The organism is Roseateles sp. (assembly GCF_047654805.1).
Lineage (GTDB): Bacteria > Pseudomonadota > Gammaproteobacteria > Burkholderiales > Burkholderiaceae_C > Pelomonas.
Window position 1 is genome coordinate 2,053,545 of the sequence record NZ_JASGIV010000001.1, and the last position, 13,345, is coordinate 2,066,889.

Annotated in this window: 10 protein-coding genes; 9 read left to right on the forward strand and 1 reads right to left on the reverse strand. The window is 64.4% G+C overall.

Annotated features, from left to right (window positions below):
* Window positions 1-226: 226 nt before the first annotated feature.
* The 9 genes from QM732_RS09100 to QM732_RS09140 all read left to right on the forward strand — a co-directional run bounded on the left by QM732_RS09100 (window position 227) and on the right by QM732_RS09140 (window position 10,312).
* A complete protein-coding gene (locus QM732_RS09100) occupies window positions 227-451 on the forward strand; it encodes a hypothetical protein (protein ID WP_415655847.1) in 225 nt (74 codons plus the stop codon).
* A gap of 415 nt (window positions 452-866) precedes the next feature.
* Window positions 867-1,148 (forward strand): YlcI/YnfO family protein, encoded by a 282-nt coding sequence (locus QM732_RS09105; RefSeq protein ID WP_415655848.1) that lies wholly within the window; start codon window positions 867-869, stop codon window positions 1,146-1,148.
* The gene (locus tag QM732_RS09110) at window positions 1,145-1,462 is read left to right on the forward strand and encodes a type II toxin-antitoxin system RelE/ParE family toxin (RefSeq protein WP_415655849.1); all 318 of its coding nucleotides are present in this window, start codon (window positions 1,145-1,147) and stop codon (window positions 1,460-1,462) included. The genes QM732_RS09105 and QM732_RS09110 overlap by 4 nt, the downstream gene beginning before the upstream one ends.
* A 173-nt stretch (window positions 1,463-1,635) precedes the next feature.
* A complete protein-coding gene (locus QM732_RS09115; RefSeq protein ID WP_415655850.1) occupies window positions 1,636-2,469 on the forward strand; it encodes a helix-turn-helix transcriptional regulator in 834 nt (277 codons plus the stop codon).
* Entirely contained in the window at window positions 2,451-3,944 is a 1,494-nt protein-coding gene (locus QM732_RS09120) for a Wadjet anti-phage system protein JetA family protein (protein WP_415655851.1), read from the forward strand. Before QM732_RS09115 ends, QM732_RS09120 begins: the two co-directional genes overlap by 19 nt.
* Complete coding sequence (locus tag QM732_RS09125) at window positions 3,941-4,603, forward strand: DUF4194 domain-containing protein (RefSeq protein ID WP_415655852.1); 663 nt, start codon at window positions 3,941-3,943, stop codon at window positions 4,601-4,603. Before QM732_RS09120 ends, QM732_RS09125 begins: the two co-directional genes overlap by 4 nt.
* Complete coding sequence (locus QM732_RS09130) at window positions 4,600-8,043, forward strand: SbcC/MukB-like Walker B domain-containing protein (RefSeq protein WP_415655853.1); 3,444 nt, start codon at window positions 4,600-4,602, stop codon at window positions 8,041-8,043. Before QM732_RS09125 ends, QM732_RS09130 begins: the two co-directional genes overlap by 4 nt.
* A complete protein-coding gene (locus tag QM732_RS09135) occupies window positions 8,040-9,227 on the forward strand; it encodes a Wadjet anti-phage system protein JetD domain-containing protein (protein ID WP_415655854.1) in 1,188 nt (395 codons plus the stop codon). The genes QM732_RS09130 and QM732_RS09135 overlap by 4 nt, the downstream gene beginning before the upstream one ends.
* 71 nt (window positions 9,228-9,298) lie before the next feature.
* Entirely contained in the window at window positions 9,299-10,312 is a 1,014-nt protein-coding gene (locus QM732_RS09140) for a hypothetical protein (RefSeq protein WP_415655855.1), read from the forward strand.
* A gap of 35 nt (window positions 10,313-10,347) precedes the next feature.
* On the opposite strand, the gene QM732_RS09145 is transcribed toward QM732_RS09140, so the two are convergent.
* Window positions 10,348-13,062, reverse strand: a complete 2,715-nt coding sequence (locus QM732_RS09145) for an ATP-binding protein (protein WP_415655856.1) — start codon at window positions 13,060-13,062, stop codon at window positions 10,348-10,350.
* Window positions 13,063-13,345 lie beyond the last annotated feature (283 nt).

Sequence of the window (13,345 nt, forward strand, 5' to 3'; positions counted from 1 at the left end):
AACATTTGGCGATACGGTCCTTGTATTGCGTCGATACAGGATTTGGCGCGCATCCGCTGGAACTGGCCTGCCCTTGAGGGCGTCGCCGCCGTCGGCCCAAGCAGAGATCTCAGGCATACCGTTTCAGGAGCGAAGCCATGTCAGCTTTCCCCTCGATCTGTGCAGCCTTGCCTGAGGTGCAATGGCAGTGCAGCCGCCCTTTCCTAGCCGGCAAGACGATCTAGGCATGATGACGTCGCAACGAAAGCGCCGCGCCCGGATCAACCGGCTCACCGAAATGTTGCTCATGCGGCGCTTGGAGAGCTCGCTGGAAGACCAGACGTGGGATCGGATGCCCGCTGTCGGACGCGAGTTCGGAAGCCCGGATTTCGATCGCCTGATGGAAGAAGACTTTCGCGCAGGACGGGGCGTCTTCGATCCTGTGTTCGCAAGTGCTCTCACTAAGGGTTAAGTCCGCTCCACGGGCTCTTCCAGATGAACTTGGCGGACGGGTACGCTGGTTCACCCTACCCGGCTCGAAGGCGCGACTCGTCCGTGCATCGCAGGCTTGGAACTGCGAGCGTCGCGGCCGGCACAGCCATGTGCCGTTCAAGCGCCAAACAGACTTGCCTCAAGCGCTGACCGCGACGGGACGGCCTTGGCGTCAAGCATCTCCCGCAGAGATGCGCGCCATCAGGTTCATTGTTTCTGCCTACCGCAGGCCTCGTGACGCCTCGGCCGCCCGACCTTCGTAGCGCCCTGACCCGGGTTCTTACGGTCGCGTGTGTGGCATTGCCGTGGACATCATCAACCGCGGCTCGGCCGCCAACCCTATGAGTGTCCCCATGCATGTTGCGCATGTATCGCAATCGCGATACAGTGCCCATATGAAGACCACCACCATCCCACCCGTGAGGATCGAACCGCAGTTCCGCGAAGAGATCGAGCAGGCGCTGGAAGAAGGCGAGACCTTGGCCTCGCTCGTCGAACAGGCTGTGCGAACCGAGGTGATCCGTCGCCGGGATCAGGCAGAGTTCGTGCGACGCGGCTTGCAGTCAATCGCGCGCTCCGAAGCAGCGGGTGACTGGATTCCTGCGGATGCTGTCATCGCCAAGCTGGAAGCCAAGGTGGCTGCCGCGCGTCAGCGTCAGAAGAAGTCCTCTGCATGATCTACCAGGTCGTCTTCAGCCGTGAGGCCGAAGAGGATCTCGTCAGGTTGTTTGAGCACGCCTTCGAGCGCGAGTTGAACAGCCCTTCAGGCGATCTCGAAATTCCCGCGCGAGCGGTTGAGGTGATCAGGCAGGGATGTCGTTTCCTGTCGATCAGCCCGTTCAGCTGCCGCAAGGCCGGTACCAGCCCGTTTACCCGTGAGCTGATCATCCCCTTCGGGGCGAGCGGCTACGTCGTGTTCTTCGAGATCAAGGCCGAGCAACGAGTCCACATCGGCGCCATTCGTCACCAGCGCGAAAGCGACTACCACTGAGTTCGCGCATCCAACCCACAAGCCCGCCCTGACCTATTGGCCAGCGGCGGGCTTCTTTTCTTCGTGGGCTGCGGACGCTGCCGCTTGGCTCGGGCGGCATCCTCAAAGATATGGTTTTACATATCGTATGGTCTTCCATATCATGTAGATGACCACTACGAGGCGACGTCACCATGTCCATCGAGGGCCGTCAGGCAAGGGATGCGAAGGTAGGCCGAATCCTTCTCTGGGAAGGACGGATCAGCCGCAGTCGGCTCATTGCCGAGTACGGCCTGAGCCCCATCCGGGCCAGCGAGTGGCTGCGGGATTTCAGGGAATCCTTTCCCGAGTGGGTGGCGTGGGACAGCAAGCTCAAGGCTGACTTGGCCACCTCGAAGGCTTACACCGACGCTGAGCGCGCGGCGAAGTCCTCTCAGCCCAGCCCAATCGACGAGATGCTGGTGCCCTACGCTCCGGATGCGCCGGGCCGGCCGCTGTCCGTCTCCTGGGACTTCGTCCACACCTCGCCCCGCACCTTCTCCCGTCTCAACCTGGCTATCACCGACCGCCAGCGGGTGAAGTTCCTCTACTGCTCCATGAACAACCCGGAGCTGCACGAACGGACCATCGAGCCCCACACTCTGGTGCGGGCCGGCCGCCGGTGGCACGTCCGCGGCTTCTGCCTGCTGCGGCAGGACTTCCGGGACTTCGTCTTGGGCCGCATGAGCAAAGCCCAACTGTTGGCGGACTCCTGCTCGGCCGATGCTTCGGCCGACATCGGTTGGTCGACGGTTCTCAAAGTCAGGCTGGTCGCACACCCTAGACTCAGCCCTGCACAGCAACTGGTCGTTAGAAACGAATACTTCAACGGGGCCTCGGCGCGTGTCGAAAGCTGCAGGGCCGCCCTCCTGAACTACATGGTGCAGGAGCTCATGGCGGCGACGGATGTGAAGCGGCAAGTGCCTCCCGACTACCAGTTGGCGGTTGAGAACACGGAGGAGTGCCGGCAATGGCTGTTCATGATCTGACCGACCAGATTCGCCAGGAGAAGGTGGCCGAGCGCTACCCTCCTCTTTTCAAGCGGCTGCCAGACCGGCTGTTCACGCCGCTGGCCTCGGCCAACCGCTTCCAGTACTGGACCTTGTTGTGCGTGCTGCACGCCAAGCGGTTCGGCCCTGAGGCCCCGCTGCCCCCCAGCGTCGGCTTCCTCATGCGCGAGATCACGTCCGACATCGCCGAGGAGCTGCAGTACCAGGACTGGGCCCCGGACGGCGACGACGTGACGCCAGCGACACCCTTGGCGATCCGGGCCATCATGGTCTTTAACCGGCTCAAGGATGCTGGATGGATCCGCGTGGACCGTGTGGGTGTGCGCGAGATGGTGACCATGGCGCCGGCCGTGGCTCATTTCATGAACCGCTTGGTCGAGTTCGCCCACACCGGTCCGGAATTCGTGTCCGGCAAGATCCGCAGCATCGAGGCCAATCTGAAGCTGCTTCTCGATGAAAGCACGGACGGTGCATCGCTGAACGAAGCGGCCCGACAGTCGCGCGCTTTGCTCGAGCATGTCCGCATCGCCGGCACCAACGTGCGCGACTTGATGCTGGAGATCGGCCGAGTCGATGCCACCGGCGAGTTCGTGCGGCGCTTCTTCGATGACTACGTCGAGCGTATGTTCATCGGCGACTACAAGGAACTGCGCACGCGCGAGCACCCTCTGGCACGGCGGCAGGAGATCCTGCGCTTGGCAGCCCATGTACAGCAGACGCCATCGGTGCGCGCCAGGCTGATCCAGTGGTACCTCGAAAAGCAGGCCGGACGCGATCCCGCCCGTGCCGAAGCCATGTTCGAGCGCGACATCCACAAAGTCGAGGATCTGCGCCGGATCGACGAGTACCTGGATCGCCTGGATGATGAGATCCGAAAGGCCAACAAGCTGGCGCTGGCCTATCTGGACTACCGACTGCGGGCCACGCGCCCCCTCGACGAGCTGATCGGCCAAGCCATCGACGCCGTCGTCAATCACGGCAGCCAGGCTGCCGCCCTGGCCCCGTTCGCGCCGGGGGATTGCATCGGTGGCGAGCGGCTTGCCTCGCCCCGCGCCGAGAGCAAGCGGCCGCCGCCCAGTGGGTTGCGCAAGCAGGTCATGTCGGCAGAGCAGGAGGCGCGGGCTCGCTTGGCGCTGATGGCTCGAGACCGGCGCACCATGTCGTTACCGAAGCTCGCGGCATTCGTCCGCCAGCAGCTCGGCGACGGCGATTCGCTGCCCAGCGCCGCACTACAGGTGGACACCATCGAGTCGGTGCGGGCACTTCAGGTGCTATGCACGATCTCCGCGGCGAACGCGACGCCCAGCAAGCTCCTTCGCGCCAATGCGCGCGCGATGGCCAGCGGGTTCACCACGGTCCGAATGGAAGGCGAAGAAGACCAGAGCAAGGGCATCTCTCACCTGCCCTTCACGATTGCGAGGACAACCAAGACAGCCAAGGGAGGAAGCCAATGAGTTTCTGGGCGAATGCGGTTGAGGCCACCAAGAACGTGGTCACGGAGGACGAGTTCGAGGCGGCCGCGAACCGGCTGATCACCGAGCAGGTGTTGTATGCCGCCGACCGGGGCAGTAAGGTGGCCTACGGACTGATCCGCGAGTTCGAGCGTGAGTTCAAACGCGCCCTCGAACCGCTGGGCTATGTCGTGCGGGTCAACAGCCAGTTGCGCTATGCCTGCGCGGTTCCCAAGCACTCGAAAACGTCGCCCGTGAGCGTCGATCAGACCCTGCTCGCCCTGGTGCTGCGCAAGATCTTCGACGAGGAGACCCGCAGCGGCCACCACGACGAGAACGGCGAGGTGGCCTGCGACCTGGTCACGCTGGAGGTGAAGTACAAGCAGCTCACCGGTGGCCGCGAGCTGGCCACGGGCGGGAAGCTTGCCGCGCTGATGCAATGGATGCGGCGCTGGGGCCTTGCCAGGATCGCGGATGAGGAAGGCGACCAGCCGGGGCTCGATGCGGATCAGCCCTATGTGGTCATCATCCGCCCCGGTATCGCCGAGGTCCTGGGAGAAGCGGCCTTGGCGCGCATCGCGTTGTTCTCCAGTCCTGAGGACAAGGCCGAGGGCGTGGATGGCGTGGCCGCCGCCGCCGCCGAGGAAGGCGGTGTGGCATGAAGAAGCTGATCCGTATCCGGGTGGTCCAGTTCTTCCTGTACGAGATGCGCGACGTGGACGTCGGCATGAACTGCGGCATCTTCGGTGCCAATGGCAGCGGCAAGTCCTCGTTGCTGGACGCCGTGCAGATCGTGATGCTGGGGGCCAATGAGAGCCGTGGCAGCGCCGGCGTCGCCTTCAACGCCCAGGCCGATGAATCGAACCACAACAGCCGCAACATCCGCAGCTACTGTCTGGGCCAGTATGGCGATTCCCCGGACGCGAGGGTGCGTGACAGCGCCAACACCTACATCACGTTGGTGTGGCAGGACACGGCAACCCAGGAGATCGTCTCCACGGGCGTGTGCATCTACGTGAGCGCCGACCGCGAGAAGTCCGACGTGCAAGGGCGCTACGTCATACCTGCTGACCTCACTCTCGACGACCACCTCGAGCTCGTCGACGGCGAGTACCGGCCGCGGCCCTGGTCGAGCTTCAGGCAAATGCTGTCGCAGCGAGCTCATGGGGAAGAGGTGCTCTTCCACGACTCGGAGCGCTTCGTCAACGCAATGCTGTTCCGGTTGAGAGGGGCACGGGGCGCGCCGCGCCTGGATGCCTATCGCCAAGCCTTCCGATTCGGGCTGCGCATGAAGTTCGACAAGAGCGTCGACGACATCGTCCGCCACCAGGTGCTGGAGACCCGTCCTACCAATATCAAACGCTTCAAGGAGGTGCTGCACACCTTCCAGGAGATGGCGGCCCTGGTGCGCAGCGTGCAGGCCAAGCTCGACGAGGCCGAGCTGATCGAGACGGACTTTGCCGACGCACATCGACGCCACAGCCACTCGGTCTCGCTCGCCGCGCTGGCCCAGACAGCCGAGCTCGAGGTCGCCAATGAGGCGGTGACCGCCGCCGAGGAGGCCGAGGGACGTGCAACACAAGCACTGGACGCCGCGAACACTCGGCGCGACACGATCAGCGGCCAGGTCCTGGCGGCCGAGCAACATGCTCGCGACAGCGCCTCGGAGCGGGACAAGCACGCCTCCCACGCGGACGCGGCGCTATTGCGCGAAAGCCTCACCGGGGCGCAGAAACGGCTGACCGAGCAGAGGACTGGGCTGCATCGCAGCATCAGCGCCATCGGCAGGGCCATCGACGTACAGATTCCCGGAAAGCTCGTTGCTGACAGCGCCGAGACCACAGGGCTGGCGTTCAAGGACATCCACGCCTTGCTGGAGGGCAACAAGGGCGGTAGTCGGGATGCAGTGGAGTCCACGGTCCGCAAGGCCTTGCGTGCGGCCAAGCTACTGAGTAACGAGGTCTTCGAGGAAATGCAGGGCGTCGGCCGCGACCAGAATGCAGCCGAGGCCGAGCTTGCCGAAGTGCGCGAGAACCAGGAGCGCATCGCCAAGGGCAAGCCGGCCCTGGATGGGCCGGCCGCGGCGCTCAAGCGTGTTCTGGCTCATGCTGGCGTGGATGCCACCCCGGTGTGCGACCTGGTGCGCGTCGACGATCCGGACTGGCAGCCTGCCATCGAGTCCTACCTGGGCGTGTCGAACATGCAGGCCCTGTTGGTCGACCAGGCTGACGAACGCCAGGCGTTTCGGGTGTCGCGTCAGGCCGGGGTCTATGAGGCCAAGGTCGTGATGCCGAGCAAGTTCTCCAACCGCAGCAGCCCCAGACGCGGGACCGTGGCGGAACTGATCAGCGGCAACAGCGCCGCCGCGGTCAACTACCTGCGATCCAAGTTCGGCGACACCCAGCGCGCGGAGACCGAGGACGAGTGCTTTTCTCACCGGTTTGCCATGACCAAGGACGGCATGCTGATGGCCGACGGGGAGATGGTGCGCAAGAAGCCGACGGATCCCGCGCTCTTCAAGATCGGACCGACGTCCACCGCCACACGCAGCTCGATCGCCGATCGAGCCCGCAAGCTCCAGGATCAGGTGGATGCGCTCAAGGATCGCTACGCGAAGTTGAAGGTGCTGCTGAACAACCTCGGACCCTTCGTGGGTGGGGAGCAGGACAAGGTTCACGAGATCCTCGAGGCGTTCGACCGAGTGGCCAAAGAGGCCGAAGACGAGGCGGACCTGACACGGCGTCTGCAAGCCCTGGACACGGAGGAATACCGTCAGCTTGTGAAGGCAGCCGACGATGCACAGACTGCTGTGAACACTGCGCGTCAGCAACTGCTGGCGGCGGTGCAGGCCGTTGGTGCAGCGGAGACCGCCTGCCAGCAAAAGGTCGAGGAGACCAAGAAGCGGCAGGCCTGGGCAGTCACCCAGAAAGGGATCGCGGAAGCGGCCCGCTCGGTTCCCGGCTATGACGCCGACTATGTGTCGGATCAGTGGGAGAAGCTGCTGACGCGGCAGTCTCTGTCATTCCCGGAAATCGCCGCCGACTGCAAGCGACGCAGCAGCCGAGCCGAGGAAGACTCGCGCCAGAAGGCATCCAATGCGATGCAGAAGCTGTCGGCCTTCCTTGTCAGGCACAACGAGTTCATGCCCGCCGGCACGCAGGACGACTGGCGGAGCGCCCGCGCTTGGTTGGATGCGCGTGTCGTGATCCTGAATGAGACCGGCCTGCGTGAGAACAGGGCCCGGATGGAGGATGCGCTCAGCGCCGCCAAGAGTACGTTCCGCAACGACGTCGCGGTGGCGCTGCATGAGCATCTGGAGTGGCTGAGCGACACGATGAACCGGATGAACGAGGCTCTGCGACTAGCGCCTATGTTCACCAACAACGAGCGTTACCAGTTCCGCACGCACATCCGCCCGGCCTATGCCGTCCTGCTGAAGTTCATCAAGGACGTGGCCCAGTACGGGCCGACCGAGGACCTGCTTGGTGGTGCTGGTGAGCTGCCCAAGGAGTTTGAAGACCTGATGCGCGAGAAGACGGTCGCTGGCGCGGCCGCCGTGAAATCCCCGCTGGACGACTACCGCGAGTTCTTCGACTTCGACATCGAAGTGCTGCGAGAGGAAGCCGCCACCGGTGCGACCAAGCACATCGGCTGGCTCAGCAAGCGCGTCGGGTCGGGCTCCGGCGGCGAGCACCGTGCGCCGCTGTATGTGATCGCCGGCGCCGCCCTGTCCTCGGCCTACCGCCTGGAGCGCGGCGACGACACTGGCCTCCGGCTGTTGGTCATCGACGAGGCGTTCATCAAGATGGACCCGCGGAACATCGTGGCCACGATGCGCTACTTCGAAGAGCTCGGCCTGCAGGTCTTCATGGCCAGCACGGGCGACGCATTGGGTAGCCTGACCGCCTTCCTTGATCGGTACTACGACATCATGCGCGACGCCGAGAGCAACGTGGTGGTGCTCGAGGGTCACGACGTGACCGTGGAGACGCGCGAGATGTTCCGCGCCGACCTGCCCGAGTTCAACCCGGAGCTGGTTGAGGCGGAGATTCGGAGACAGTACCAGCCGCGCGCCGGCGCAGCGGAGGGCGTCGCGGCATGAGCGGTCGTGATCAGGCGGAGATGTACCCCTTGGCGAGGAAGGCGCTGGAGCGTTTGCTGAAGTCCGCAGACAAGCACGAAGCCGGTGTCGCGACCCGGCGCCCTGCCCTCACCGGTTCCGCACTGGCCAGCTACCACGCGTTGCGCAGCCTGAAGGACAAGGAAGCGTTCGAAGCCGTGATGGCGTACGGGCAGTCGGAGGGCGCGATCAAGATCCAGCGCCCGCGGTACGACCCCCAGGGGCTGATCGAGCGCGTTGAGTTGGTCGACGTCGACAAGCTGGCCGCGCTTCTCGGCGAAGTGCCCCATGCGGTACGGGTGGAGATGGCAAAGCAAACCCTCTCCGCGCACCTGGCCGCCCACCCTGTCTTGGCTGACGTCCTGTCCAGCTGGGAGAAGCTCAAGAAGGTCCGGGGCACCGCCCCCGATGACGCCGCCGGCTGGGCGTCGGCCTGCGATGTCATCGCCTACTGCCTGGAACAGGTGGCGCTTGGCGACATGGAGACACCGGTCCGGGATGCCAGCGCGCGGTTCTTCAAGGACAGCAAGCGCATCGAGTCCTTGGTGCCCCGCCTCGACGTGCTGCTGGCGGGCAATGTCGAAGACGACGCCCGCTCCGACGCCGAGGTTCTGCAAGAGCTCGGCCTCTACCGCGAGCAGCAGCCGGCACGCCTGGCCGGCAACATCGTGGTCCGTCGCGAGCGAGGCGCCTTCCCACTGGATCGACCCTATACGGCACTGCCCCCATCCACGGTGCTGGGCCTCGGGGGCGCGCCCAACCAGGTGCTGACCATCGAGAACCAGACCACCTTCAATGTCTGGGCACGCCAACACTGCGACTCCGACGTGCTTTGTCTCTACACGGGCGGGATGCCCTCCCCTGCTTGGCGAGCGATGTATCTGCGGCTGCTCTCCGAGCTGCCGATCAGCACGCCGGTACTCCACTGGGGTGACGTTGACGAGGGCGGCTTCCGGATCGCGGCCTTCCTGAGCCGGTGCGCGGCCGAGGCCGGCCACGTTCTGCTGCCGTGGAAGATGCGTCCGGCGGATGTGCCGGAGCCTTTCCGCCGCGAGGCGTCTGCGCGCACGGTGGACCGGATGGTTCGGTTCGCGGGCGACGCCGGCTGGGACCAGATCGCACAGGAACTGGCCGAGGCCAAGTTCGTCGCCGAGCAAGAGGGCTGAGCGCCCCGCAAAGACAACACCAGCCAGCCTCTTCGACAGTACATCAGGGTCAGACCGAGCAGGGAGCGACAGTGGCAGCCAACGCAATCTATTTCCCGTCCATCAATGTGCCACCAGATCCGTGGCTGCTGCGGATGTTGTTGTACTGGGACCAGCTGAGCTCCATCGTGCCGATCGAGTACCACCATGGGCCTGGCCAGCTCGACTCCAAGATGCGCGACATGGTCGCGGCCGGACTGGTGAAACCCATCGCGCCGGGCATGCACCTGCGCCAACTCGATGGCTTCGCCGCACCATTCCTGCAGTTCGCTGAGCGCTGGCACCGCCCGCCATGGAACCGACGCGAGTGGCCGCAGACGCAAATCCACATGGAGAAGCTGGACCGGCTTCTTGAGCCGTTGGTCGAGATGGGCATCGCGCGAAGGGCCGACGGTCCCTGGTTTGAGATGCCGTCACCGCTTGCTGACCGCTTCATGGCCTACCTGGCCAGTGCACTCGGTCGGGTGCCAGCGATCGATGCGGCGCCGGTCACGAACAGCACCATGCTGGGCCAGTCGCTCCGGGAAGCAAGCCTCGCGGCCAAGCGCGACGCACTGCTGGAGGTCTTGTTCCCGGTGCCCCACGGATCCGAGAAGCTGACGCTCGACGACATCGTCAAGTTCAAGGCCAAGCATCAGGCCCTGGCTGCGCGTTTTCGGGAGCGGCTGCAGGACGAATGCATCCTGCTCGCAGACGGCACCAGCAACGAGGAGCGGCAATTACGGCTGGACGCGCTTGCCCGCAAGCTGCAAAGCGAGGTGGATGAGATCACCGAGGCCATGCGAGGCCGGTGGCAGAGGGTTGTTCTGGGCAAGGTGGCACCCGTGCTCGCGCCGCTGATTCCGCTTCTGGATGCGAATCCCGCGACTCAGGTTGCAACCTTCTTAGGGGCCGGACTTTCGGTGGGCCTGGCCGGATATCAAGCCAAGCAAATCCAGGCAGCGGAAGATGCGGCCAAGCGTCGACCGCTGGCCTACATCGCTCTGGCCCGCCAACGCCTCCCCTCATTGCGACCGAAAGGAAACGAGGGGCGAAGGCGCCGTTGATTCTCGGGTGCCAGGGGGCACACCCGCCCCTTCGGTCAGATGAGACCGTGCTCCGCCGCTTGGCGTTGCATCCGTTCGACTTGGCGGCGTTGCTGACGGATCTCCTTGCGCTGATCCTCTGAAAGCCCGGGGGCGTAATTTTCCAGCTGCTCAAACTCGGCGAACGCACCGCCGAAATCGAGGCAAAAGGCGAGGACCACCGCATATTGGCTTCGCACGGAGACGAGGTAGTCGTGCATGTCGTGCTCGATCACCGTCGGGAGCAACTCCTGCTCGATGAGCGCGCGTGCACTGTCGTGGTCGCGCCGTCCGATGTGTTCATCAACAAGGTCCTGCCCCACCTTGACAAAGGAGGACAGCGCGTTGACCCGCTTGTAAAAGAAGATGGCGAAGGCTCGGGCTCGACCCGGATCCCGCCCGGTCTTCTCCCATCCCCTGGCTAGCAGGTCAAGCGAATCCGCCAAGTGCCTGATGTCGTAGGAACTGGTTTCCGTCGCCGTCACCCTGGCCTCGAATCGCGGGGCGTCCGTTCTGAGCAGCGGCAGGCGACCAAACTGCAGGAGCTCGCAGTACTGTTGGACCAGGGGCTCGATAATCTCAACCATCTCGTGGTGGCGCTCCAACTTGAAGAGCAGCAAGGCAATGCTGTATTCCAGGATGCGCTGGTAGTCGGGTCTGGCCGGGGTCAGCTGCCGCAGTTGGTCGATGGCCTGGAGCGTTTCCGCGAGATCGCCATCCTCGGCTGCCTGCGCTGCCTGCTTGTTCAGGTAGACCAAGCTGGAACGCCGGCCGAGGTCATGCTCGGATAGCAGTCGCTTCATGTCGGCCAGATGGCGACGAGTACTGTCGTCATCGTTCGACCTGGCGCTGGCGTAGGCCAGCGCATCCAATGCATCAAACCGGATTTGCGGTGCAACTTCCACATTGTCTGCAGCTCGTTGCAGCACATGCCAGACATCTTCGCCTGCGTTCAGCTCGTGGAACCATTCTTCCGTCGCGAGGTCGGTGAGGGCGTCCAGGTCGCGCAGCTCGACCAGGGTCCGGACAAAGAGCGGGAATCGAGCCGTGTTCCGTTCCACTTCAAGCGAGTCCGCGAGCAGGTCGCGCAGCGCGCCCAGCGCTGCCTCGATTTGCTCCTCGGACATCTCATCGAATCTCCGGCGACCGAGGACGCGGAGCGCGTCGTGGATCTGCAGGCGTTGACCGCTGAAAATCCGGACGATGCCCAGCGGCGCGAGCCGCCTCACAATCGCCGCGAACTTGGCTGGGGTGATAGCCACCGTTCCCCGAATCAACCTGAGCGCCTCCGGTTGATTCAGCGGTACGTCGCTGATGCTGAGGACCGCGACACAGTCGCGAGCTGCTTCCTCTTGCGCATCGAAGATGCCAGTGAGGATGATCTCCTGCTGGGTGGCCACCAGGTTGGTGCTTGCCTCGAGGGCGTCGCACAAGGCGCTGACGTCGCCGTCGTACTGGCTGACGCTCAGCTGAACCGCTGTCCGCACATACAGCGGCAACCCGCCGGTCACGCGCAACAACCTGGCCAGGTTCTTTGCCGACGCCCTGGCGCCTTGCTCGTGCACCTCGGCCGCCGCCTGGTCGAGCCCCCATCCCTGCAGAAGCTCCTGCTTCAATCCCGTCTGGGCTTCAAGCTCGCCAATGGAGGCCGTCGGATGAGCAAGCAGGACGATGCGCAGATGCCTCGTCGCGTCGATCAGCATTCGGAGGTCGGCGACCGGAACTCGGTGTGCGTTGTCGAGCACCACCAGCGCCTGCGCCCCCGTGTCTTCAAGAAACGCGTCCAGTGCGCGCAAGCCGTCGAGGCCACTGGGCGCAGGCAACAACACCCGTCTCAACCCCTCAGCCGATGACGCCGCCCAACGCGCGGCGAGTTCCCTCGTCAGCTGAGCTGCGATCGACCGAGCGGGCACGTCGCCCACATCGTAGTAGGCCGTCTCGTTGGGGCTGTGTGTCGCCGCCTGTGCCGCCCAGGCGGTTTTTCCCGCGCCAGAGAACCCGGTCACGATGCGGACCCGCACGTCACTGATCAGCTCCGGTTCGTCCGCGATCGGGCGGTACACGGCAGGCGGCTCTGGAAACTGCTGCAGCTGCAGCACCAACTGCTCGAACAAGGTCGACAGCGTCGAAACCTCGAACGCATGGGCAGCGACTTCGCCCGCACTTGCTGCTTGAAGGAGTCCGGCCAGCTTCCAAACCAAGGTCTGTGGCGAGACAGTCAGCATGGGAAGCCGCTCGGCCCTCTCGACACACCAGGCGGCGGCAGCACTGATGTCTGTCCATGCCGGTGGCATGCTCGGTGGCCGAGTGCCCTTGGCATCTGGCCAGACGAACGTGACGTCGGGGGCCAGCGTGCCGTTGCTGATGCGTGACTCGAGATCGGGCCCCGGAGCTGAACTGGAAACGATGGCGAATACCGCGGCGCCTTTACGCTTGCCGAGTCGATGCTCCTCCCGGATCGCGTCGAAGCGCTGCAGCGCGCCCTCGACGATGCTGAACGTCAGCGCAGCGGTGCGGTCCTTGACCTGCAAGTAGCAATGCGTTCCATCGCGCAGCTCGAGCTCGACGTCCTCGTCGCGCTCCACCGTCACACGAGCGACGCCGCTTTCCCCCGCTAGCAGCAAGCAGGCTACCGCGTAGAGATGCTGATACAAGAATCCTCGATGAACCGCCTCGATGCGGGCGAGCTGCCGGGGGTCAAGCACTTCGACAACCGTGCTCTCAGCAACCATCGCAGGCACCATCAAGGGTTGAGGCTATGCAGGCTAGCTGCCGGCACTTAGCGCTTATCCCCGAGCGGCCGCCGGTACAGGCTGCCCCGGTCTCCCTTGCCGCGTCACCCTGTCGACGCTCCTGTCGAATGTCGTGCTTCATTCTTCTCCCCGCGCCCTGCACCAAGCGCGCAGGCTACGATTTTCCTGGTGTTTTGGAGATGGCTTTCACAGCCTCGCGGTTGACGGCCGCGCCCTTCAGCAACTCCTGTGCATCAATGATATTTGACACGGCGACATGGGG